At 56.2% G+C, this 24,063-nt stretch carries 21 protein-coding genes; 17 read left to right on the forward strand and 4 right to left on the reverse strand.

Going from position 1 to position 24,063, the window contains the following annotated elements; translation table 11 throughout:
- Positions 1-3 precede the first annotated feature (3 nt).
- Positions 4-1,131, reverse strand: coding sequence for a tRNA epoxyqueuosine(34) reductase QueG (gene queG, locus QT231_RS01880; protein ID WP_308335251.1), 1,128 nt, complete (start codon positions 1,129-1,131; stop codon positions 4-6).
- A 141-nt stretch (positions 1,132-1,272) separates the two neighbouring features.
- Here queG and QT231_RS01885 point away from each other — a divergent pair, with 141 nt between their 5' ends.
- The 11 genes from QT231_RS01885 (at position 1,273) to QT231_RS01935 (ending at position 14,463) form a co-directional block, all read left to right on the forward strand.
- Entirely contained in the window at positions 1,273-2,745 is a 1,473-nt protein-coding gene (locus tag QT231_RS01885; RefSeq protein WP_308335469.1) for an NAD(P)H-hydrate dehydratase, read from the forward strand.
- 11 nt (positions 2,746-2,756) lie between these two features.
- Positions 2,757-3,272, forward strand: coding sequence for a tRNA (adenosine(37)-N6)-threonylcarbamoyltransferase complex ATPase subunit type 1 TsaE (tsaE, locus tag QT231_RS01890; RefSeq protein WP_308335252.1), 516 nt, complete (start codon positions 2,757-2,759; stop codon positions 3,270-3,272).
- Positions 3,263-4,726, forward strand: coding sequence for an N-acetylmuramoyl-L-alanine amidase (locus QT231_RS01895; RefSeq protein WP_308335253.1), 1,464 nt, complete (start codon positions 3,263-3,265; stop codon positions 4,724-4,726). Before tsaE ends, QT231_RS01895 begins: the two co-directional genes overlap by 10 nt.
- An 18-nt stretch (positions 4,727-4,744) precedes the next feature.
- Positions 4,745-6,652 (forward strand): DNA mismatch repair endonuclease MutL, encoded by a 1,908-nt coding sequence (gene mutL / locus QT231_RS01900; RefSeq protein ID WP_308335470.1) that lies wholly within the window; start codon positions 4,745-4,747, stop codon positions 6,650-6,652.
- A gap of 76 nt (positions 6,653-6,728) precedes the next feature.
- Positions 6,729-7,667 (forward strand): tRNA (adenosine(37)-N6)-dimethylallyltransferase MiaA, encoded by a 939-nt coding sequence (gene miaA, locus QT231_RS01905; RefSeq protein WP_308335254.1) that lies wholly within the window; start codon positions 6,729-6,731, stop codon positions 7,665-7,667.
- A gap of 191 nt (positions 7,668-7,858) precedes the next feature.
- Positions 7,859-8,107, forward strand: coding sequence for an RNA chaperone Hfq (hfq, locus tag QT231_RS01910; RefSeq protein WP_007114649.1), 249 nt, complete (start codon positions 7,859-7,861; stop codon positions 8,105-8,107).
- 37 nt (positions 8,108-8,144) lie between these two features.
- Positions 8,145-9,455, forward strand: a complete 1,311-nt coding sequence (gene hflX, locus QT231_RS01915) for a ribosome rescue GTPase HflX (protein WP_308335255.1) — start codon at positions 8,145-8,147, stop codon at positions 9,453-9,455.
- 148 nt (positions 9,456-9,603) lie between these two features.
- Complete coding sequence (gene hflK, locus QT231_RS01920) at positions 9,604-10,875, forward strand: FtsH protease activity modulator HflK (protein WP_308335256.1); 1,272 nt, start codon at positions 9,604-9,606, stop codon at positions 10,873-10,875.
- Positions 10,876-11,772, forward strand: coding sequence for a protease modulator HflC (gene hflC, locus QT231_RS01925; RefSeq protein ID WP_308335257.1), 897 nt, complete (start codon positions 10,876-10,878; stop codon positions 11,770-11,772). It abuts the gene before it with no gap.
- 199 nt (positions 11,773-11,971) lie between these two features.
- Complete coding sequence (locus QT231_RS01930; RefSeq protein WP_308335258.1) at positions 11,972-13,168, forward strand: ATP phosphoribosyltransferase regulatory subunit; 1,197 nt, start codon at positions 11,972-11,974, stop codon at positions 13,166-13,168.
- Positions 13,168-14,463, forward strand: coding sequence for an adenylosuccinate synthase (locus QT231_RS01935; RefSeq protein WP_007114654.1), 1,296 nt, complete (start codon positions 13,168-13,170; stop codon positions 14,461-14,463). Before QT231_RS01930 ends, QT231_RS01935 begins: the two co-directional genes overlap by 1 nt.
- Before the next feature lie 69 nt (positions 14,464-14,532).
- Here the strand turns inward: QT231_RS01935 and cobO are convergent, their stop codons facing one another.
- Positions 14,533-15,132: a cob(I)yrinic acid a,c-diamide adenosyltransferase gene (gene cobO, locus QT231_RS01940; protein ID WP_308335259.1), complete on the reverse strand. Its 600-nt coding sequence runs from the start codon at positions 15,130-15,132 to the stop codon at positions 14,533-14,535.
- A gap of 248 nt (positions 15,133-15,380) precedes the next feature.
- Here cobO and QT231_RS01945 point away from each other — a divergent pair, with 248 nt between their 5' ends.
- From QT231_RS01945 to QT231_RS01960, 4 genes are all read left to right on the forward strand, one after another.
- Entirely contained in the window at positions 15,381-15,866 is a 486-nt protein-coding gene (locus tag QT231_RS01945) for a YajQ family cyclic di-GMP-binding protein (protein ID WP_088698543.1), read from the forward strand.
- Between the two features lie 67 nt (positions 15,867-15,933).
- Positions 15,934-18,564 carry an aminopeptidase N gene (gene pepN / locus QT231_RS01950; RefSeq protein ID WP_308335260.1) on the forward strand — a complete coding sequence of 877 codons (2,631 nt, stop codon included), beginning with the start codon at positions 15,934-15,936 and terminating at the stop codon, positions 18,562-18,564.
- Positions 18,565-18,608: 44 nt separating this feature from the next.
- Complete coding sequence (gene yegS / locus QT231_RS01955; protein ID WP_308335261.1) at positions 18,609-19,565, forward strand: lipid kinase YegS; 957 nt, start codon at positions 18,609-18,611, stop codon at positions 19,563-19,565.
- 45 nt (positions 19,566-19,610) lie between these two features.
- Positions 19,611-20,444, forward strand: a complete 834-nt coding sequence (locus tag QT231_RS01960; protein WP_308335262.1) for a hypothetical protein — start codon at positions 19,611-19,613, stop codon at positions 20,442-20,444.
- Between the two features lie 69 nt (positions 20,445-20,513).
- On the opposite strand, the gene QT231_RS01965 is transcribed toward QT231_RS01960, so the two are convergent.
- On the reverse strand, positions 20,514-20,717 hold the full coding sequence (locus QT231_RS01965) for a cold-shock protein (protein WP_007114660.1): 204 nt from the start codon (positions 20,715-20,717) through the stop codon (positions 20,514-20,516).
- Between the two features lie 133 nt (positions 20,718-20,850).
- Between QT231_RS01965 and QT231_RS01970 the strand changes: the two genes are divergently transcribed.
- Positions 20,851-21,507: a LysE family translocator gene (locus tag QT231_RS01970; RefSeq protein WP_308335263.1), complete on the forward strand. Its 657-nt coding sequence runs from the start codon at positions 20,851-20,853 to the stop codon at positions 21,505-21,507.
- 35 nt (positions 21,508-21,542) lie between these two features.
- Here the strand turns inward: QT231_RS01970 and QT231_RS01975 are convergent, their stop codons facing one another.
- Positions 21,543-23,492 (reverse strand): transglycosylase SLT domain-containing protein, encoded by a 1,950-nt coding sequence (locus tag QT231_RS01975; RefSeq protein WP_308335264.1) that lies wholly within the window; start codon positions 23,490-23,492, stop codon positions 21,543-21,545.
- A 139-nt stretch (positions 23,493-23,631) separates the two neighbouring features.
- Between QT231_RS01975 and QT231_RS01980 the strand changes: the two genes are divergently transcribed.
- Positions 23,632-23,964, forward strand: a complete 333-nt coding sequence (locus tag QT231_RS01980) for a YkvA family protein (protein ID WP_308335265.1) — start codon at positions 23,632-23,634, stop codon at positions 23,962-23,964.
- Positions 23,965-24,063: the final 99 nt, after the last annotated feature.

The following is a 24,063-nucleotide window of genomic DNA, read 5'->3' on the forward strand; positions in this document are numbered from 1 at the left end:
CGGTTAAGACGCGTCAGTGGCGATACGTTCACTGCGCTTCCTGTGCTGCTCCTCAAGCGCCCAAGCGACGTGTTCGCGCACCAGTGCGCTTGGGTAGGCTCTGCGCGCCCACAGTGCGGACTCGACGGCTTCGCTCCAGGGCGCGTTGCCCAGGCCAATGGCGATATTGCGCAGCCAGCGCTCGTAGCCAATGCGACGGATGGGGCTGCCGGCGGTTTTATCCAGAAATTCCGCCTCGCCCCAGGCAAACAGGCTAATCAGCGATGCGCGATCCAGGTCATGGCGCGGGGCAAAGTCATCTTCCCGGGTGATATGGGTAAAGCGGGTGAAAGGGCACACCAGCTGGCAGTCATCGCAGCCATAAATACGGTTACCCATGGCGCGGCGAAACTCGACCGGAATTGACCCGTGCAGCTCAATGGTGAGATACGAAATACACTTGCGCGAGTCGACCACTTTGTCGTCAACGATGGCACCGGTGGGGCAGGCGGTGCGGCAAGCGCTGCAGCTACCGCAGTGTTCTTGCTCAAAAGGTGCGTCAATGGGGAGCGGCAGGTCGGTATACAGCTCGCCAAGAAAAAACAGCGAGCCCGCTTTGGGGTTGAGCAGCATGGCGTTTTTGCCGAACCAGCCAAGCCCGGCTTTTTGCGCCAGGGCGCGCTCCATCACTGGCGCTGAGTCGACAAAGGCGCGGTAGCCGAACTCGCCGACTTCCTGCTCAATTTTTTTTGCTAATAGGGCTAACCGTTTGCGAATAAGCTTGTGATAATCGCGCCCTAAAGCGTAGCGGGAAACATAAGCGTGGCTGGGCTGGCCGAGGACTTTGGTGCTCTCCACTTCGGCGGGCAGGTAATCCATGCGCACACTGATAATGCGTTGAGTGCCGGGTTCCAGCTCTGCGGGGCGGGTGCGCTTGGTGCCGTGCTTGGCCATAAAGCCCATTTCGCCCTGATAGCCTTTTTCCAGCCACGCGTCCAGGTGGGCTTCATGGGCCGACAGCTCGGTATCGGTGATGCCCACCTGCTGAAAGCCCAGCTCTCGCCCCCAGGTTTTAATCAGGTCGGCCAGGCGAGTAAGCGTTGCATTCGTCAATGCTTGGCTAGAATGTGCAAAGGCAGTGGAATTCGGCATGGTTATTCAAACAAGTCAGTCAAATAGGTAGTCAGTCAAATAGGTAGCCAATCAATAGCTAGACGTAGGCGCGCTATGCTAACGCATCGCCAGCCATCAAAACATGTGAAAGGAGCGATCGTGACAGTCCCGAACACTTCCATGCTACGCCCCCTCTATAAAGCTGCCCAGGTGAGAGAGCTAGATCGCCGCACCATTGCCGGTGGTATCGAGGGATTTGCGTTGATGCAGCGCGCCGCCTCAAGTGCCTGGCATAGCTTCCGATCACGCTGGCCCCAGGCACGAAGCATCACTGTTCTGTGTGGGGGCGGGAACAATGGTGGCGATGGACACGTGCTGGCCGCGCTGGCCATGCAGTCAGGCCTGAAGGTGCAGCGGGTGACGCTCAAGAGCGTTGAAGAGCTAAGCGGCGATGCGGCGCGTGCTGCCGAATTAGCCACATCTGCGGGAGTGGGCTGTGAGGAGTGGCACGCCGGTATCGAGCTCACCGGCGAAGTGATTGTCGATGCGCTGCTGGGTACGGGGTTGACTGGCGAAGTCGAGGGGCGCTTCAAGCGCGCTATTGAAACGATCAACGCCGCAGCTCAGCCGGTGCTGGCGATTGATATCCCTTCAGGCTTAGTCGCCGATACTGGCGATGTGCCAGGTATTGCCGTAAAGGCCGCCTGCACGGTGACTTTTATCGGCGATAAGGTAGGGTTGCACACTGGAGATGCACCAGCGTATACCGGCGAGATTGATTTTCGCCCCCTGGGCGTCAAAGCCCAGGCCTATTTCGACATTCCGCCCACGGCTTGGCGGCTGGATGATTCGCTGTTGGCAGAGGCGTTTGCACCACGTCTGCGTACCAGTCATAAAGGCGACATGGGCCACGTGCTGGTGATGGGCGGAGCCCCCGGTTTTGGCGGTGCCGCGCTGCTGGCCTGTCAGGCCGCAGCACGTTTGGGAGCAGGTAAAGTGAGTCTGGCGACGGCGCCTGAGCATATTGTCGCCAGCTTGGTACGTTGCCCGGAAGTGATGGCTCATGGCATACGCGGTGGCGCTGAGGCTGCCGAGTTGCCCAATAACGCTGATGTCATAGTGATCGGCCCAGGGCTTGGTCAGGCTGCCTGGGGGCAGGCAGTGTTGCAAAGCGCGCTGCAGGCAGACAGGCCGCTGGTGGTGGATGCCGATGGGCTTAACCTATTGGCACGTCAATGGTCGGAGGTGCGCCGCGATAACTGGATATTGACACCGCATCCAGGTGAAGCCGCGCGGCTATTAAACTGCTCCGTTGCTGATATCCAGTCCGATCGGCCCGCTGCGGCCCAGGCGTTGCAACGCGCCCGGGGTGGCGTGGTCATTCTAAAGGGCGCTGGCACCTTAATCGCTGGCCCCAGTGGCTTGGTCGTGTGCCCTTACGGTAATCCGGGCATGGCCAGCGGCGGTATGGGCGATGTACTCAGCGGCATGTTGGGCGCGCTGATTGCGCAGCGTGGCGACGTAGAGTTAAGCGCCTGGCTGGGTGCCATGGTGCATGCGTTAGCGGCAGATCGCGCAGCCGGGGAGGAAGGCGAGCGTGGCCTGCTGGCTAGCGATCTGGCATCCTATGCGCGAAAATTGATTAATCCGTGAAGGCAACCCACATGCAGGTGCAATTAGACAGTGAAGAGGCCCAGGTCGCCTTTGGCGAAGCTCTCGGGCAGGTGTTGCAAGGACACGGGCTCGTCTATCTAGAGGGTGAGCTTGGTGCCGGAAAAACCACCCTAACACGGGGCATTTTGCGTGCTTACGGTCATCTCGGTGCGGTTAAAAGCCCCACTTATACCTTGGTAGAGCCTTACGAGTTGGGTTCTCAACGGGTTTACCATCTAGATTTGTACCGTTTGTCGGATCCGGAAGAGCTTGAGTTTATTGGTGGCCGTGACGTACTGGCCGACGATGCGCTTAGCATTATTGAGTGGCCCAGCCGAGGTGAAGGGTGGTTGCCCGCGCCTGACCTTCACCTAACCTTGGAAGTAATAGATCAAGGGCGTTTAGTCTCATTGGCCGCGAGCAGTGATCAAGGTGAGCGTATATTAGCCACCTTGCGAAGTCAGGTAGGTAAAGCAAGCAAGCTAAGTTCCGAACAGTTGGAGAGTGGTGTGATTCAATGGAAATAAAGGGCATAGCGGCACGCGTATATCGCTTATTAGCCGCCAGTTTTATTGCCCTGGCAGCGGCTAATGTTCAAGCGTCCAGCGTAGAAAGTATGCGTCTTTGGGCGGCGCCGGATCATGCTCGGCTAGTATTTGACCTCTCCGCTGCGACCAATGCCAACGTGTTTTCGCTGGAAAATCCGGCGCGGTTGGTAATTGATTTGGATGATACCCAGATGGACACCGACCCCAGCACGCTGCCTTTGCATGACAGTGCAATTACCTCGGTGCGTACCGGCACGCGGGAGGGGGGCGGCCTTCGGGTCGTGCTTGAACTCAATCGAGAAATAGAGCCGCGCCATTTTACCCTGACACCTAATGACCAATACGGTCACCGTCTGGTGGTGGATCTTGAGTATCCGGGTGAGAGCGCCGTTGAGAACCCGATCGACCCTATCGAGGCGATGATTCGTGATCAGGAAATCCAGGCCCAGCGGGCATCGGCCCAAAGACAGCTGCCGGGCGAAGCAGCGCCGCCCAGCAATGCAGCACCGGTTGAAGTGCAGGAAGCCAAGCCGCATCCACGCCGAGACATCATTATCGCCGTCGATGCTGGTCATGGAGGGGAAGACCCTGGCGCGATTGGCCCTGCAGGCACCCGTGAAAAAGACGTGGTGCTGGAAATTGCCCGTCGTTTAGCTGCTGAGGTGAATGGAACGCCGGGCTTCAAGGCGGTGCTAACCCGCGATGGTGACTACTATATTGGACTGCGTCAGCGCACCGCACTGGCCCGTGAGCAGAAGGCGGACTTCTTCGTCTCCATTCACGCCGATGCCTTCACCAGCCCGCGTCCTCAGGGCAGTTCGGTCTATGCGCTGTCGCAACGCGGTGCCACCTCGGAAACTGCCCAGTGGCTGGCCGATAGCGAGAACCGCTCGGATCTGATCGGCGGTGTCGATGGCAGCCTCTCTTTGCGTGATAAAGATCAGGTGCTACGTGGCGTGTTGTTGGACTTAACCATGACCGCTACCTTAAACGATTCGCTGTCTATCGGTGGGCAGGTGTTGGAACAGTTAGGACGGATTAATCGGCTGCACAAGACAAGGGTAGAGCAGGCGGGGTTTATGGTGCTTAAATCCCCCGATATCCCCTCGCTGTTGATTGAGGTTGGCTTTATCTCTAACCCCGACGAAGAACGTCGCTTGCGTGACCCGGTGCACCAGTCAGGGCTTTCCCAGGCGATTTTCAATGGTTTACGCGACCATTTCGAGCGCTACCCGCCGCCAGCCAGCCTGCTGGCCTGGCAGCGTGATAATCAACGCCAACCGTCGGGTAACGAGTACCGTATTCAGTCAGGAGACACTCTGTCCGCGATTGCTGTGCGCCACGGGGTGCCGGTGAATCAGCTGAAGCAGGCCAATGACCTGAACGGTGACGTGATCCGCGTAGGCCAAGTGTTACAGATTCCCCGCTCATGAGGTTTTGTATTGACTGATATGACCGCTACCGTACCGCGCATACATGTACTCGACCCACGGCTGGCCAACCAGATTGCCGCCGGTGAGGTGGTTGAGCGTCCTTCATCAGTCACCAAAGAGCTGATAGAGAACGCTATCGATGCGGGCAGCCAGCGCATTGAAGTGGAAATTGAGCAGGGCGGTGCGCGGCTGATTAAGGTGCGCGATGACGGCATCGGTATTGGCGAAGAGGATTTGCCGCTGGCCCTGGCCCGTCATGCCACCAGTAAGATAGGCAGCTTGGAGGACTTGGAGGGCGTTAGCTCGCTGGGCTTTCGCGGTGAGGCACTGGCGTCGATCAGTTCCGTCTCTCGGCTGGAACTGATATCCAATGCCGAAGAGGATCCCCGTCACGGCTGGCGGGTGGTGGCGGAAGGGCGGGGCATGGAGGCACGCGTTACCCCCGCGCCACACCCGCGTGGCACCAGCGTCGGCGTGCGCGACCTGTTTTTCAATACCCCGGCCCGACGCAAGTTCCTGCGTACTGAGAAGACTGAGTTTGCCCACGTGGAGGAGGCGTTTCGCCGCCAGGCGCTGTCGCGTTACGACATTGCCTGGGTGTTGCGCCATAACCAAAAAGTCATTCACCAACTCCCAGCAGGGCACTCTGCGGCGGCTCGGGAGCGGCGGATCGCCTCGCTGCTGGGTAAGAATTTTATCGAGCACGCCCGCTATATCGAACGCGAAGCGGGCGGTTTACGGCTGAGCGGCTGGGTGGGCCTGCCGACCCACTCCCGCTCTCAGGCCGACCAGCAGTACTTCTTTGTGAATGGCCGCGTAGTGCGTGACCGTTTGGTCGCCCACGCGGTGCGCCAAGCCTATCGTGACGTGTTGTTTAACGGTCGTCATCCGGTGTTTGTGCTCTATCTGGAGCTTGATCCAGACGTTGTAGACGTCAACGTTCACCCCACCAAGCACGAAGTGCGCTTTCGTGATGGCCGTATGGTGCACGACTTTCTCTACTCCGGCCTCCATCACTCTTTGGCGTCTGCTAAACCCGCCGAAAGCCCAGAGGAGGGCGTTGCCGATGCGACTGATACACCAGACGCACTGCCCCAAGGCGCCACTTCTGAAGCGAACATTGAGCAGCCTCGTTGGCAGCAGCAGGGAATTGCGCTGACCCACACGCCAGATCGACACCCAGGTGCCGAGCGAGTGCGCCGCTTTATGCAAGGCTATCAGGCACTCCACCCCAATCATGAAGAAACGCTGTTAACGCCTCAGCCGAGTGATCCCGGCGAACGGGGGCGTGAGGTGCGTGAAGCGCCTCTGGCAATGCCCGATAACGACCCCACTGCGCCGCCGCCGCTGGGGTTTGCCTTGGGGCAGTTACACGGTATTTATATTCTGGCCCAGAATGCAGAGGGGTTGGTGCTGGTGGATATGCACGCCGCCCACGAGCGAATTGTCTATGAGCGCATGAAAACGCAGCTGGCAGCTGCTAAAGGACTGGATGCGCAGCCGCTGCTAGTGCCCGTTTCCATCGCCGCTAGCCGAGCGGAAGTGGCCACGGCAGAGAGCGAGCAAGAAGCGATTGCCAAGCTGGGTATTGAGCTGGATATCGCCGGGCCGGAGACGCTACTGGTACGCCAATTGCCCGCCTTGCTGGCCCAGGCTGATCCTGAGGCGCTGGTGCGCCAGATGCTGGAGGAGTTGGCACGGTATGGACGTACCCATCAAGTCGAGGCTCGCTTGCATGAACTGCTCTCCACCATGGCTTGTCACGGCAGTGTGCGCGCCAACCGGCGCCTGACGATCGACGAGATGAACGCGCTGTTGCGGGATATGGAGCGCACCGAGCGCAGCGATCAATGTAACCACGGTCGCCCCACCTGGACACAGATGGGGCTAAAAGCGCTCGATCGGTTGTTCTTGCGTGGGCAATAGCGGCGCAGACAATCGCAACGACTCTTTTGTAGCGACTCTTTTGTAACTACCCTTTTCTTACCTGATGGAAACGCGCATGGCTGATACGCGCCCCTGGGCAATTTTTTTGATGGGCCCAACGGCCGCCGGGAAAACCGATGCGGCGATAGCGCTTCACGAACGGTTGGGGCATGAGCTGATCAGCGTTGATTCGGCGATGGTGTATCGCGGCATGGATATTGGCAGCGCCAAGCCCAGCGAAGCTGAGCTTGCCCGCGCCCCTCATCACTTGATCGATATCCGCGATCCTGCGGAGCCCTATTCCGCTGCCGACTTCCGAGAAGATGCGCTAAAGCTAATGCGACAAATCAGCGCGGCGGGCAGGGTGCCGCTCTTGGTCGGCGGTACTATGCTGTACTACAAGCGGTTAGTAGAAGGTGTAGCAAATTTGCCCTCAGCTGATCCGGCAATTCGTCAGCGGCTCGAAGCGCAGTGGCAACGTGAAGGGTTAGCGTCGCTGCACAAACAGTTGAGTGAGGTGGATGCGATCTCTGCCCAGCGTATCCATCCCAATGATCCACAGCGCCTGATGCGTGCGCTGGAAGTGTATTACGCCAGTGGGCGGCCGATGAGTGAGCTGTGGGCGGAACAACAGCCGGAAACCTTTCCCTGGCGAGTGTTGTCGATAGCGTTGGCGCCCAGTGATCGCAGCCTGCTGCATCAACGTATTGCCCAGCGTTTCGAAGTAATGTTGGGTGAGGGCTTGATAAATGAAGTCGCTGCCCTCAAAAAGCGTAATGACTTACATTTAGGCCTGCCGGCGATGAAGAGTGTTGGTTATCGCCAAGTGTGGGAGTATCTAGAAGGTGATTACGACTATGCCTCTCTTGTTGAGCGAGGCGTGATTGCAACTCGTCAGCTAGCCAAGCGTCAATTAACCTGGTTAAGAAGCTGGCCAGAGCTTAACTGGGTAGATTCACAGCGCTCGGATGTACTGGATCAGGTGCTGAAACTCGTGCGTGACAGCGGTGCTTAGCGTAAGATAGTCCGCTAAGATAGTAACTTAGTAAGTGTGTTTTCGATCGGCTGAGTGATTGGGCCTTTCGAGTATCACGAGGCTCTTCGGGCATCATTCGGCCTTCCGGGCAGTAATAAATAGTGCGGCGTAGCACCAGTAGGGCACGCCATTTGATAATTAACCCCAACGACAGTTTTAGGGAGAGCAACATGTCCAAAGGGCAGTCCCTTCAAGACCCGTACTTGAACATTCTGCGCAAGGAGCGCATTCCGGTCTCTATCTTTTTGGTCAACGGCATTAAGCTGCAGGGCCAGATCGAATCGTTTGACCAGTTTGTTATCCTGTTACGCAATACCGTCAGCCAGATGGTTTATAAACACGCTATTTCCACGGTTGTTCCATCTCGCAACGTACGCTTGCCTGCGCAAGATCCGGCAGAGCAGGATGCGGAGATTTAACACCGCTGGAGAAGCAAGAGAATCCACGAGGTATTGATTGTTTTTCGAACGCCCAGACGCCGGTGAAACGGCAGTTCTTGTTCACGTCGATTTTCATGATGAACAAAAACGTGAAGACCCGGGTGAGTTTTTAGAGCTCGTACGCTCTGCTGGTGCAGAGCCTGCGACTCTACTCACTGCTAGCCGCCACCGACCTGACTCGCGCACCTTTATCGGGTCAGGTAAGTTGGAAGAGCTGCGGGCACTGCTCGCGGCTCATGAGGCTGAGCTGGTGATCTTCAACCATAGCTTAAGTCCCTCTCAAGAGCGCAATGTTGAGCAAGAGCTCAAGTGTCGAGTGCTCGACCGTACCGGTTTGATCCTTGATATCTTTGCGCAGCGGGCAAGAACCCACGAAGGTAAGCTGCAGGTAGAGCTTGCTCAGCTTGAATATATGTCGACTCGCCTCGTGCGCGGGTGGACACACCTAGAACGCCAAAAAGGCGGGATCGGCCTGCGTGGTCCAGGTGAAACACAGTTAGAGACTGATCGTCGCCTACTGCGTGCTCGGATCAAGTCGATTCATAAACGGCTCGATAAAGTACGCAGTCAGCGTGACCAGAATCGCCGTGCCCGCGCGCGCGCGGAGATTCATAGCGTATCGCTGGTGGGGTACACCAACGCGGGTAAGTCGACGCTGTTTAACGCTTTGACCAATTCCGAGGTGTATGCAGCCGACCAGTTGTTTGCGACACTCGACCCCACCCTACGGCGGCTTGAGATTGAAGATGTGGGCCCCGTTGTGATGGCTGACACTGTGGGCTTTATTCGCCACTTGCCGCACAAGCTGGTTGAGGCGTTTCAAGCGACGCTACAGGAAGCCTCGGAAGCGTCGTTGCTGGTACATGTGATCGATGCCGCAGACCCTGACCGCGAATTAAACGTGGAGCAGGTGGAGCTAGTGCTCAAAGAGATTGGCGCCGATGATGTGCCGGTACTCAAAGTCATGAATAAAATTGATAAGCTTGATAGCGCCCCGCGCATAGAGCGCGATGGCCACGGCATGCCCGAAGTAGTTTGGCTATCAGCCCAGCAGGGGCAGGGCTTAGAGCTGTTGCATGAAGCGCTGACTGAGCGCCTGGCTAACGATGTCATAGGCTTTTCGCTAACGCTTACTCCAGAGCAAGGTAAGTTGCGCGCAGGTCTGCATGAGCTGAATGCCGTTCGCGAGGAAGCCTTTGACGAGCAGGGGCACTCGGTGCTGGATGTGCGTTTGCCGCGGCGAGATTTTAACCAGCTAATGGCTCAGCTGGGCGAGCGTGCCAACACCTATTTACCTGAAGCGTTGCAGGAAACTGAAGATTGGTAGCCTCACCGTTTAATGTCTAGTACGCTGTCAGTATCTGCTTTTGTATAAAAATGGTACAAGATTTAAATAGCAATAATATCAAAACGCCAGCGCTTCGTTGATATACGAAGTCAGATGCGTGAGCGAATACCCTTAGTGGAGAAGAAGTATGGCCTGGAATGAGCCTGGTGGTGGCAACCAGCACGACCCTTGGAGTAGTGGCGGCCGACGCGGTGGAAATGATGGTAATGGAAACCGTGGCAATAACAGTGGCGGCGACAATGGCAATAAAGGGGGCAACAACCAAGGCCCGCCTGACTTGGATGAAGCACTGAAGAAGTTTCAGGACAAGCTCAACAGTATGTTGGGTGGGGGTAAAAAAGGCGGTGGCAAGAAAACCGGCGGTGGCGGTAGTGATAAAAACCGCAATCCTTTTGCCCTTCCAGGCCTCCTGATTGTCGTTGCGCTGGCGATCTGGGCGGCCATGGGCTTCTATCTGGTTGACCAATCCGAACGAGGTGTTGTGCTTCGCTTTGGTGAGTACCAGGGCATTGTCGACCCCGGTCTCCAGTGGAATCCGCCGTTGATTGACGATGTGCGTATGGTCAATGTGACACGTGTACGCTCGCTGTCGCAGACACAGTCGATGCTGACTCGTGACGAAAACATCGTCGAAGTGGAAATTTCTGCTCAGTATCAAGTGGCTAATCCGCGTGATTTCGTACTTAACGTACGTGATCCTGCTATCTCGATTGAGAACGCGCTGGATTCGGCGCTCCGTCACGTCGTAGGCGGTACCGATATGATCGATATCCTGACCTCGGGTCGTGAGATTCTGGGTAGCTCGGTCGCGAGCCGTCTGCAGTCCTACCTTGACAACTATGGTGCCGGTATTCGCTTACAAACCATCAACATTGAGTCTACCTCGGCGCCCGCGCCAGTGATTGACGCCTTCGATGATGTTATTCGTGCCCGTGAAGATCGCCAGCGTACGATTAACCAGGGTATCGCTTATGCCAATGCGATCATTCCTGAAGCGCAAGGTCAGGCGCAGCGTATCGTTGAGCAGGGCCAGGGTTACCGTGAATCTGTGGTCGCTGAAGCACAGGGTCAAGCCAACCGCTTTAACTCGCTGCTTTCCGAGTACACGAACGCGCCAGATATCATGCGCGAGCGCATGTACCTGGATACTATGGAAGAAGTGTTCGGCAAAACACCGAAGGTGTTGCTGGATGTGAGTGAAAACGCGCCGTTGATGTATCTGCCGCTAGATCAGCTTAGAGGTGGCAGCAGCAGTAACCGCAGCAATGCTTCCAGCGGAAGTGCCGATAGCGATGAACAGCTAGACCCGAGTGTGCTTGAGCGTTTGCGCAACACTCAGGGTAGCGCTAGCTCTTCATCAAATACCAATAGTAGCTCCATCCGCAGGGAGGGCCGGTAAATGATTAATAATCGATCCCTGCTGATTGTTGGTGGTCTGGCTGCCGTTGCATGGCTGGCGAGTAACACTCTGTACGTGGTAGACGAAACCGAGCGTGCTGTTAAGCTGCGTTTTGGTGAAGTTATCGAAGAGAATATTCAGCCCGGCTTGCACGCAAAAGTGCCGATTGCGCAAACGATCCGTAAGTTTGATGTTCGCCTATTAACGCTGGACACCGATACTAGCCGTTACCTGACGCTCGAGCAGAAAGCGGTGATTGTCGACTCCTATGTTAAGTGGCAGGTGGTCAACCCCACGCGCTACTACGAGGCGACGGCGGGTGACGAATTGATGGCTATTCGGCTTATTCAACCGCGGGTGGATGAGAGCCTACGTAATGAATTTGGTCGCTTGAATCTTCAGGAAATTATTGCCGAACGGCGTGATGACTTGATGATTGGCCCTACCGAAGAGCTTGATTCACTCATGCGTGAAGAGCTTGGTGTCGCCATTCGCGATATCCGCATCAAGCGCATCGACTTGCCCGAAGATGTCTCGGCCGCAGTATTTGAGCGGATGCGTTCCGAGCGTGAGCGTGAAGCCCGCGAATGGCGTGCCCAGGGTCAGGAAGAGGCCGAGCGTATTCGCGCTAACGCGGATCGTCGCCGGCAGGTTCTGCTTGCCCAGGCCAATGAGCGCGCCGAGACACTTCGCGGTGAGGGTGATGCCCAGGCCGCTGCGATCTTCTCTGAAGCTTATGGTCAGGATCAGGAGTTCTTCTCTTTCTGGCGTAGTCTGAATGCCTACAGCGAGAGCTTCGCCGACGATGGCAATCTAATGGTGCTGGAGCCAAGTAGCGATTTCTTCCGCTATTTGCGTAATCCTGATCCAGGAGGTAATGGAAGCGACAGCGAGTAAGTTGCTTTTTGCCGCTGTTCCTCGTCTCGTCATTCCTATGGCCAGGCGGGGTTCACCCGGCCAATAAACGTGATAGAATTTATTAACCGGGCGTCGCCCGGTTTTTTTGTGGCCCTTGTTTAACGCTAATGTCGCCAATGACCATGCGACGTTACTGATTGAATTGGCTGGGCCTTCATTGTCTTGCAGGACTGTTCACATGACCATCGCTGACCGCTGGCTGCTGCCCGACGGCATGGATGAGGTGCTTCCGCCTCAGGCAAGCCGTATGGAAGAGCTGCGCCGTGCGCTGCTCGATCTTTACCACTGCTGGGGCTATGACCAGGTCATGCCGCCGCCAGTGGAGTTTCTGGACTCATTGTTAACCGGCACAGGTACGGATCTGGATCTTCAGACTTTCAAGCTGACCGACCAGTTAACCGGCCGCATGATGGGCGCTTCGGCTGACGTTACACCGCAAGTGGCGCGGATGGATGCCCACTCGCTAAAACGTCAGGGGCCGGTTCGTCTTTGCTACTGCACTAACGTGCTGCGTGCCAAGGCAGATCAGCATCAAGGGGGGCGTAGCCCAGTGCAGGTGGGGGCTGAGTTGTTTGGTCATGCAGGGCTTGAAGCAGACAGTGAAATTATTCACTTGGCGCTGGCCAGTATGAAAGCTGCAGGTGCGCAAGAGATTCACCTGGCGCTTGGGCATATCGGCATCTACCGCAGCCTTGTTGAAGCCGCAGCGCTCAGCGATGAGCAAGAGCGTGCGCTGTTTGAGGCGTTAGCGCTAAAGTCGCCCACTCAACTGGCGCAGCTTGTAGAGGCCAGTGTCAGCGACCCGGCCTTAGCGGATATGCTGTTGGCCTTGGGTGAACTGCATGGCGGTGCCGATGTTTTGCGTCAGGCGCGTGAGCGTTTTGCGGGTGCGCCTGCCTCGGTTACAGCGGCACTGGATCAATTGGATGCTCTCTATCAAGGCGTGCTGGCACGCTTTGATGTATCGCTCTACTTTGACTTGGCGGAACTGCGCGGCTATCAATACCACACGGGTATGATGTTTGCTGCCTATGTGCCGGGCTACGGCCATGCGCTGGCTAAAGGTGGGCGTTATGATGATACGGGGCGGGCTTTTGGTCGTGCTCGCCCGGCCACTGGCTTCTCAATGGATCTGAAGCAGCTGGCATCGCTGGCGCCGGCATCCCCGAGTCGCGGGGCTATTTGGTCGCCCGCTACGCAGGATGAGTCGCTCAACGCTGCCATTGTCGCGCTGCGTGAGCAGGGTGAACGCGTGATTCAAGCGCTGCCAGGGCAGCGTACTGGGCCGGCGGAGCATGAGTGTGACCGCCGTCTTGAGCTTATCGACGGCCGTTGGCAGCCAACGGCCCTGACACAAGAGACGAGTGCATCATAATGGGTAAGAATGTCGTAGTGCTGGGCACCCAATGGGGTGACGAGGGCAAGGGTAAAATCGTTGACTTGCTGACTGAATCCGCATCTGCCGTGGTGCGCTTTCAGGGTGGCCACAACGCCGGTCATACCCTGGTCATCGACGGTGAGAAGACCGTCCTCCACCTGATTCCTTCAGGTGTTCTGCGCCCAGGCACAAAGTGCGTGATTGGTAATGGCGTCGTACTTTCACCTGAAGCGTTGATCAAAGAGATTCGTGAGCTGGAAGCCAAAGGCGTGCCAGTGCGTGAGCGACTGCGTCTTTCGCCGGCCTGCCCGCTGATTCTGCCTTATCACGTGCGCCTGGATCAGGCCCGTGAGAAGGCTCGTGGCATCGCTAAAATTGGCACCACTGGCCGCGGTATTGGGCCCGCCTACGAAGATAAAGTAGCCCGCCGTAGCCTGCGCTTAGGCGATATGCTGCATCGCGAGCGCTTCGCTTCCAAGCTGGGTGAAGTGCTCGATTACCACAACTTTGTACTGGTTAATTACCACGGCGAACCGGCGGTCGATTTCCAGGAAGTGCTCGATACGGCCATGCAGATGGCTGAAGAGCTGCGCCCCATGGTGTGTGACACTGTAAGTATGGTGCACGACCTGCGAAAGGCCGGTGAGAATATCCTGTTTGAAGGCGCTCAAGGCTCGCTGCTGGATATTGACCACGGTACTTATCCCTACGTCACCAGCTCCAACACCACGGCAGGTGGTGTTGCGACGGGTTCTGGCGTTGGCCCGCTCTATTTGGATTATGTGCTGGGTATTACTAAGGCTTACACAACTCGCGTGGGTTCAGGCCCGTTCCCCACTGAGCTGTTCGACGTTGACGGCCGTCACCTGGCCGAGCGCGGCCATGAGTTTGGCGCCACGACTGGCCGGGCGCGTCGCTGCGGTTGGTTTGACGCCGTCGCGCTGCGTCACGCGGTGCAGATTAACTCGGTATCGGGTATCTGCTTGACCAAGCTTGACGTGTTAGACGGGCTAGAAAATATTCGTGTATGCGTTGGCTATCGCAGTAAAGACGGCGATGTATTGGATAACCCGGTGGACTCTGAGGGCTTCGAAGCGGTTGAGCCGCTTTATGAGGACTTGCCTGGCTGGAAAGAGTCAACGCTGGGCGCCAAGCGAGTTGAAGATTTACCTGCTAATGCGCGCGCTTACATCAGCTACCTGGAAAAGCAGGTGGGCGCCAGTATCGATATTATTTCCACCGGCCCAGACCGCATGGAAACCATCGTGCTGCGTAACCCGTTCGATAGTTAAGAACGGTTCAAACTGATCATCAGTGAGCAGGCGCACAAAAGGGGCAACTTAGTTTGCCCCTTTTGCTATTTAAAAATCGATACCACGGCGCGCCTGTAGACCGTTGTTGAAAGCGTGGCGCACCTCCTGCATTTCGGTCACTGTATCGGCCATAGCGACGAGTTCGCGGTGAGCATTGCGACCAGTAATAATCACCGTCTGCTCGACAGGGCGATTCTCCAGTGCCTGTTTAACGGTTTCGATCTCCAGATAGCCAAACTTGAGCATATAGGTGATTTCGTCGAGTACCACCAAATATGTCTCTGGATCGGCCAGCATGCGCTCAGCCTCTTTCCATACGGCTTGGCAGGCGTCGGTATCTGCTTGGCGATTTTGTGTATCCCAGGTAAAGCCGGTCGCCATGATCGCCACCTCTAGATTGGCATCCTTCTCCAATCGATTGCGTTCGCCGCACTCCCAAAGCCCCTTGATAAACTGAACAACGCCCACCTTGTAACCGTAACCCAAGGCGCGGGTCACCGTACCCCAGGCGGCCGTTGTTTTGCCTTTTCCATTACCGGTGTTAATTATTATTAGGCCCCGTTGTTCGTTGGCACTGGCGACTTTCTCCTCTACGCGAGCTTTGAGTTTCTCCATGGAGGCCTTATGGCGGGTGTCGCGGTCACTCATGGTATCTCCTGGTAAAAGGGTAAGCTGAAAAATAGCCAAAATTCATAGTCCGTTAGCCTAAGCGATCCGCAGAGGGTTGAACATCTTTATGGATGTCATCGAAGATAATTTTTGTATAGATATTTTTTATTTTTTGTGGACCCTTGTCTTAATAATTGATTCAGAAAATCAACTAAAAGCAACAGAATTGGCCCCTAGGGGGCTGGCTGCTCTAGAATAGGGGGTCATGTCTTGTCAGGAATTAAACCATGCCCTCATTTGATATTGTCTCAGAGTTCGATAAGCACGAAGGCGCTAACGCCGTTGATCAAGCCAACCGAGAAGTGCAGTCGCGGTTTGATTTTAAAGGGGTCGACGCCAGCTTTACCCTAGAAGGCGACAAAGTACAGCTTGAAGCGGAAGTTGATTTTCAGCTTAAGCAGATGCTCGATGTACTGCGCGCCCGCCTCATCGCCCGGGGCATCGATGCCCGCTGTATGGATATTCAAGACCCGGTGCTCTCCGGGGTTAAGGCGCGTCAGGAGGTCGCTCTCAAGGAGGGGCTCGACGCGGCGGAAGCCAAAGACATAGTCAAGCGCATCAAAGCCAGTAAGCTCAAAGTGCAGACGCAAATTCAGGGTGAGAAGGTGCGTGTCACGGGTAAAAAGCGCGACGATTTACAAGCTGTGATGGCGCTGCTGCGCGGCGAAGAGGGGCCGGATTTACCGCTCCAGTTTGATAACTTCCGCGACTAGACCGTGGTATTTAGCTTTCGAAAATTTTTAATTATGTAATATTCGTTTTATACAGGAGTCACGCACTATGTCTGATCCGCAGCCGGTTTATTTAAGCGACTACCAGCCGCCCGCCTACCGGGTAACTCATACCGAGCTGACGTTTGATCTTGACCCCGCCGCGACCCGTGTGAAAGCGCGACTGTTGATGGAGCGGCACCCAGAGGCTGCCCTTGATGCACCGCTCGTCTTAAATGGCGAGCACCTAAAACTGATCTCCCTGGCGATCGATGCAACGTCGCTGGAGGCCTCGGCATATGAACTAGATGAAGGAGGCCTGCGCATTGCTCAGGTGCCTGAGCGCTTTGTGTTGGAGAGCGAGGTGGAGATCGCCCCGCAGGAGAACACGGCGTTAGAAGGGCTCTACCAATCCAACGGCATGTACTGCACCCAGTGTGAAGCGGAAGGCTTTCGGCGAATTACCTTTTATCCCGACCGCCCGGACGTCATGGCGACCTTTAAGGTCACCGTGATCGGCGATCAGCAGCGCGAGCCGATTTTGCTGGCCAACGGTAACCCGATAGAGCGTGGCGAGCTGGAGGGCGGTCGTCATTTTGTCACCTGGGAGGATCCACACCCCAAGCCCTGCTACCTGTTTGCCCTGGTTGCGGGTAATCTGCATAGCGTAGAGGATCACTTCACCACCATGAGCGGACGTGACGTGACGCTGCAGATTTGGGTGGAAAAAGAGAACCTGGATAAAACCGAACATGCCATGGCCTCGTTAAAGCGCGCCATGGCGTGGGACGAGCAGGCGTACGGTCGCGAGTACGACCTGGATCTATTTATGATCGTGGCCGTCAATGACTTCAATATGGGGGCGATGGAGAATAAAGGGCTTAATATTTTTAACTCTGCGGCGGTACTGACCCACCCCCAAACGGCCACTGATGCTGCTTTTCAGAGTGTCGAAGGTATCGTTGCCCATGAATATTTTCATAACTGGTCGGGCAATCGCGTCACCTGCCGCGACTGGTTCCAGCTCTCGCTGAAAGAGGGCTTCACGGTCTTTCGTGATCAATGCTTTTCGGCGGATACCAATTCAGCGCCGGTTAAGCGCATTCAGGATGTCTCCTTCTTCCGCACCGCCCAGTTTGCCGAAGATGCCGGCCCCACAGCACATCCGGTTCGTCCCGACCACTATATTGAAATTACCAACTTCTACACCCTGACGATTTATGAGAAAGGGGCGGAAGTCGTCCGCATGCTGCGTAATTTAGTGGGGGAGGAGACGTTTCGGCGCGGTTCAGACCTCTATTTTGAACGCTTCGACGGTCAAGCGGTAACCATTGAAGAGTTCGTCGGCTGTATGGCGGAAGTCTCCGGTGAAGATTTTAGCCAGTTTATGCGCTGGTACTCCCAGGCGGGAACACCGGACATCGATGCCCACGGCGAGTATGACTACGTACACGGCGAGTACCACTTAACGCTGCGTCAGCGCACGCCTGCAACGCCAGGCCAGCCGGATAAGCTACCGTTGCATATCCCGGTGCGTATGGGCTTGGTGGGTACCAAATCGGGCCAGGATCTAACCCTAACGCTCAATGGCGAAAAAATAGGTAAAGATGCGGTCATTCACCTGCGTGACGATGAGCAGACGTTTGTGTTTACCGATGTTGCCGAAGCGCCGGTGCCTTCTTTGCTGCGCGAGTTCTCGGCGCCGGTGAAGATCCATTACCCTTACTCACGGGAAGATCTCGCCTTCTTGTTGACCCACGACAGCGATGGCTTCAATCGTTGGGATGCGGGCCAGCGCCTGGCACTACTGGCCCTGGATGACCTGATCGCCGCTCACCGAAATGGTGTGGAAAAGGTCATGGACAGCCGCGTTGTGGATGCCTTTAAAGCACTGCTGAACGGGCCAATGAGTGATAAGGCGGTCTTGGCAGAGATGCTGACGCTGCCTTCTGAAGCCTATATCGCCGAGCAGCAGCCTATTGTCGATGTTGATGCTATACACGCGGCGCGTGAGTTTGTGCGTCAGTCGTTAGCCATGGCGCTGCGCGATGAGTTTGCCGCCATCTACGAAGCCAATATGTCTGAAGAAGCGTACGCGCCGACCCCGGAGCAAATTGCCCAGCGTAGTCTAAAAAACGTGGCGCTCGCTTATCTAATGTCGATCGAGGATGAGCAGGGCTTGGCCTGGTGTGAGGCGCAATTCGCGGCTGACCACAATATGACCGATGTGCGTCAAGCGCTGACCCAGCTAGTGCACAGTGACCGAGATGACCTTGCGTCACCCGCCTTGAAGGCGTTCGGAGAGAAGTGGGCCCATGATCCGCTGGTGATGGATCAATGGTTCACCGTGCAGGTATCGCGCCCTCAACCGGATGTACTTGAGCGGGTCAAGTATCTGATGCAGCACCCTGCATTTTCGCTCAAAAACCCCAACCGAGTCCGCGCCTTGATAGGGGCCTTTGCTCAGAACCGGGTCAATTTCCACCGTTTGGATGGCCAAGGCTACCAACTGCTGGCCGATGTGGTCATTGAGCTTAACCGGCTCAACCCAGAGATTGCAGCGCGGCTTATCACTCCGCTAACCCGCTGGCAGCGCTTTGATGAAACCCGTCAAGCATTGATGCGGTCGGAACTTGAGCGCATTAAGCAACAGCCACTATCGGCAAATGTTTACGAGGTAGTCGAGAAGGCATTGGCATAAGGTATTGCTATCAACTCTGTATCCTAAGGAAAGGAATAACAATAGTGACAGAATCTCAGCGACACTATTTACTGATTATTAATGGTAAATCCGCCGGTAATCCGGCTTTGCGTGAAGCAGTCGGTGAACAACGTCAGGCAGGGATGCTGATTACTGTTCGCGCTACCTGGGAAGGGGGCGATGCGGCTGATATTGCTGAGCAATCTGACGCCATGGGGATCACCCATGTGATTGCCTGTGGTGGTGATGGCACCGTCAGCGAGGTCATGAATGGGCTAATGCGCTTGCCCCATGACCGACGACCAGTGTTGGGCATTGTGCCATTAGGCAGCGCCAATGACTTTGCTACCTCGGTTGGCCTGCCGCTGGAGCCAGGCGAGGCTTTGGCTGCAGCAAGGGAGTTAAGCTCCTATCCTATTGATGTTGTGCGCGTGACCGCAGGTGCCGGTGGTGAATCAGCCACCAGCTACTATATCAATATGACCACCGGTGGGTTTGGCGCTGAAGTGACGTCAACGACACCGAAAACCTTAAAGCGGTTGCTCGGGGGCGGGGCTTACTCCGTGATGGGGGCACTAAAAGCGTGGCGCCATCGCAGCTATCGCGGCACGCTGCATTGGGATGAGAAAGAGGAGAACGCATCGCTGTTGCTACTGGCGCTGGGCAATGGCCGCCAATCAGGCGGTGGCCAAGTGCTGGGGCCGCGTGCCAAGCTGGATGATGGTCGTCTGGACGTGCTGCTGGTCAAAGACTTCAGCTCGGTAACCGAGCTGACCAGGCTTATCAACGAGCTGCAAAGCTTTCCCTATGACGGGCGGTTCGTGCGCTATTTCACTACTACCCAACTGACGTTGACCACTCGGCCAAATGATTCACCCTGGCCACTCACGCTAGATGGCGAGGCGCGCTATTACGATCAGTTCTGCGCGGAAGTAGTGCCCCTTGCGTTGCGTGTATTACTGCCCGAGGAGTGCCCGTTGCTCTCCTCCAATCGGCCATAACCCGCTGGATTTAGACTTTTTTACGTTATAAAGGAGAAGAATCAAATGGCAAATCGCGTGTGGATACCCGCACTCGCCGCTGTGGCTCTATTGCTTAGTGCCTGCGGAGACTCCCAGGAAGATCCCACCGTGACACCCGATGAGAATTCTGCGGTGACGGACGAAGAAACGACCCAGGATGAGGGGGCTGAAAATACAGCAGATATAGCTACTCCCGAAGAGGTAGAAGATGATATTGAAGCACGTCAAGCCGCTGAAGAGCTTGAACGAGCGGAATCACTAGAGAGCGACCCCCAGTCTGGTGAAACCCCATCCAGTGGCGTTGCAACGGCAGGCGGCGAGGAGGTAGAAGCCGGAGAAGATACGCTGGCAGCTAATCCTGAAGACGTACTCGATGAAGAGAGTGCAATGCCGGGTGAGGCTACACGCTCCGATGTGGATGACATCATCGCCGAAACTGAACGCCGTTTCGAAGAGGCCGAGCAGCGTTTGGAAGAGCAATTTCAGGAGGTGGAACAGCAGGCGCCAACATTAGAACCGATGGAAAGTGAGGATGTCTCGCCGAGTTGGGAAACCGAAAGCAGTTTGCCAGAGCGGACGCCGTTGCAAGATGATCGCGAGGCCACCGATGTTGACGCCTTGATTGAGGATACCGAACGCCGCTTTGAAGAGGCACAGCAACGGCTTGAAGAGCAGTTTCAAGAGCTGGAAAGCCGAGACGCCGAGAGTGGCGCGGTAGTTGAACCGTCAGGCGAGGTTGATAGCATTGACCCTGATAGCGGTGATTCTGACAGCAATGATTCTGATAATAGTGACGCTGAAAGCGGTGAAACTAACCAGGAAACCGGTGCCAGTGATGAGTCACGGAGTGAGAGGTAACGCTTGAGTGATTACCGTTAGACAATAAAAAAGGCCCGCGTTAGCGGGCCTTTGTCCATCCGTTAGCAATTAAGCTGGGCGGATGTTGGAAGCCTGAAGGCCTTTTTTACCCTGAGTCACTTCAAAGCTGACTTTTTGACCATCTTGCAGGGTCTTGAAGCCTTCAGCTTGAATTTCGGAGAAGTGGGCAAACAGATCGTCTCCGCCGTCATCAGGAGAGATGAAGCCGAAGCCTTTAGTATCGTTGAACCACTTAACAGTGCCAGTTGCCATTTTCTATTTCCTTAACGTGCTTAGTAATCACGGGCAACTCAATTGTCCACCCGCTACAATTACTCTAGATGCAAACGCGGCTGTCGTCCAGCGCCATTCCTAAGATTTTTTATTTCGTTGCGAGTAAGCACCCATGATGCAGCTAGGTTTTATCGATGCACAATTTATTTCCTTTCTGGTAGCCATCACGCTGTTAACGATTAGCCCCGGTGTCGATACGCTGCTGGTGATTCGTAATACGGCCCGCGGGGGGATCCGCGATGGCATTACCACCAGTGTGGCGATCTGCTTTGGCCTGTTTGTGCATGCCACGATTTCTGCGTTGGGCATCTCGCTGATTTTGCTGCAATCGGCCTGGGCGTTTCATCTGCTGAAACTGGTGGGGGCGGGCTATCTCATTTGGCTGGGAATCACCAGTTTGCTGGCAGCGCGTCGCGGGCAGCCGCTTCCGGTTAATGGCGTGCTAGCAGGCACGCCTGCTGTTTCACGCTGGCAGCCGGTCAAAGAGGGCTTTTTGTCCAATGTGTTGAATCCTAAAACCGTGGTGTTCTATATGGCCTTTTTGCCTCAGTTTATTGCGCCCGGTGACCCTGCGTTACTGAAGTCGCTATGGCTGGCAGGGGTGCACTTTATTATCGCCAATATTTGGCAAATCGGCGTCGTGCTAATGGTGGGTAGTGCCGGTAAGTGGTTGGCCAGCGCACGCTTTGCACAAACGCTAAACGCCGCTACGGGGGCGGTCTTGGTGGTGTTTGGTCTTCGCCTGGCATTAACACAGCGCCCGGTATAACCCGGACGCTGGGAATGTGGTGAGTAGGAAAGGGCCTAGCGGCGGGCGAGTAAGGCTCGGTCGTAGCGTACCTGCTGTTCGTTATCGCTGAGCAGCGAAACGCCTTCGCTACTGCCGCCGTTGGCAAGGCTCTCAAAAATCACCCGATAGCTAAGCACCGCCTGTACGTAGTCACGGGTCTCGCGGAAGGGGATACTCTCCACAAACAGATCAAAGGCCTCAACGCCATCGCCAAGCCACTGGTCGACGCGGCCTGGGCCGGCATTATAAGCCGCCGCGGCTGCCAGGCGATTGCCCTGGTAGCGCTGCAGCTTATCGCGCAGGTAAGTGCTGCCCAGGCGGATATTAAGCTCCGGGTCGAGTATACCGTAGGGGCCAGGATCACTGATGCCCAGCTCGCGGCTGACCTGGCTGGCGGTACCGGGCATTAGCTGCATAAGCCCGCGTGCTCCTGCGGGTGAAAGAGCGTTGGGGTTGTAAGCGCTTTCACGCCGGGTAATTGCCATCAGCAAATAAGGATCAACTCCTGTCATGCGGCCCCAATGCTGAAAACTGTCGTGATAGGCCTGGGGGAAGCGCCAATCCAAGGCGTCCCACATCTCGGCGGCAATGGTGGTCTGCACTAAGCGCGCATGCCACTGCTGCTGAGCGGCGTAATCGGCTAATGCGCGCGCCTGCTGGGGAGAGCCGCTCTGCACTGCGTGTAACCACTCGCTGTTGGCCAGCCCATCTTCGCCAATGCGTAGCAAAGCCTCGGTGCGCTGCACGGCGGGGAGTTGGGCAATACGTTGGCGCGTCGCTGCGTCAAAATGGTTGCGCTCAAGATTCAACTGATAGGGTTGGCCGAGCTTTTCTGCTGCTGCAAAGCCGTAAAAACTGCGATCCAAAGCGGCCTGCTGGTAACGCGCTTCGGCGGCTGCCTGGTTGCCAAGCTGTCCATTAGCGCGGCCCAGCCAATACTGCCACCGGCTATTTTCTTGCTGGATTGTCGGCATTTCAGCAATCCAGTGGATAACCCCATTCCAGTCACGGTTAGCCAGCGCATGGCGGACACGCAGCTCTAAAACGCGCTCGCTTTCAAGCGTTGGTAGTACGCTATCTATCCAGTTGAGCGTGCCCGGCACATCGCGCACCAGAGCATAAAAGGCTAACTCCTCCTCAATGCTTTGGCGGTCGCTGGGTAGTAGGTTTAATCGCGACGAGAGCGTCTGCCAGGCGGCAAAGGCTGCCGATGTGTCTTCACGGGTGTAGCGCTGCATAGCGGCCCGGTAGAAACTTGCTGTCGCGGCACACTCAGGGCCTAGGCAAGAGGGCGCCTGGGTGATGGCGCTGCTGCGCGCGGTTATGCTGTCGACGGTAGCCAGGGCGGTTTGCCACTGGCCGCTTAATAGCCCACCAAGATAGCTTGAGAGGCGCGTCTCACCCGCCTGCCAAGCGAGCATTTTGCGCTCCCAAATAGCCGTGGCGTCGATAGTACCGTTGGCCCGCAGACGTTCAAATAGCGGGTCGCATGCATCCGGCTGGGAGCTGCCTACGCGCCATAACTCCAGCCCGGCTTCGCTTGCCACCTGGGGCTGAGTGGCGAGCAGCGCGGTGTAGTAGTGGCACTGGCGAGCGGTACCCGCCGGTTCACCGTCGGCCACCGCGAGCAGGTCGCTATAGCGTCCCGCGTGGCCATACTTGGCAATCGCTTGACCGCGAATCCAGCCCGCTAACGGGGAGTCAGCGTATTGATTAATAAATTGCTGCACTCTGTCGGGGGAGACATGGGGTAGTTGCCCCCTTATGCGGTGGTACTCCACGTAGCCCCGCAGTGGGTGGTCTTCAATGGCGCGTTCATCAACCCGCGACCACTGTTGCTCTCTTGCGGCGGCGAGGGCGTCACGTAACTCACTGTCTGAAGCGCCCCAGGAAAAAGCGGGTAACCCCGCCAGCAATGCGGTACATAGCACGCGAGCGGTATGGCGAAATGGCGAAACCAACATGGTGCTCTCTCTCTCTATCGATCGGTGTCACTTTATCTGGGCTTGGGGCTACCCGCCTAGTTTGCTGAGCAACCGCTATACTGAACGAATACCCGCCGTCATGATCTGACCGCCCAGATACTTAAAGGATCTAATTGCAATGGCCCCATTATCCACTTGGTGGTTCTTACGTCGACTCAAATCCCGTGTTTGGGCGACAAAACGCATTGTACGTGCGTTAAAACTGTTTATACCCATGACCCGCGACGTGATCCGCGGCGACTTTAGGCCTACTCCCTGGTCAGCTTTTGGCATGATGGCATTGGCGCTGGGCTATTTGGTAATGCCTTTTGATCTGATCCCCGATTTTCTGATGCTCATCGGTGTGGTGGACGACGTACTGATTGTCGGCTGGCTACTCAATCGTATCGATCAACGCCTGGAAGGCTATCGGGCCTGGAAATATAACGATCCCGATATGACGCCTTCTTAATGCTGACGACTTGTTAACCCCAGCTGCTTGAAAAATCTCTGCTTAGCCCCATATCAAGTCCACGAAACCACTTTAAGCCCCTGCATGCACTACGCAGGG

Source organism: Halomonas sp. SpR1 (genome assembly GCF_031010175.1).
Classification (GTDB): domain Bacteria; phylum Pseudomonadota; class Gammaproteobacteria; order Pseudomonadales; family Halomonadaceae; genus Vreelandella.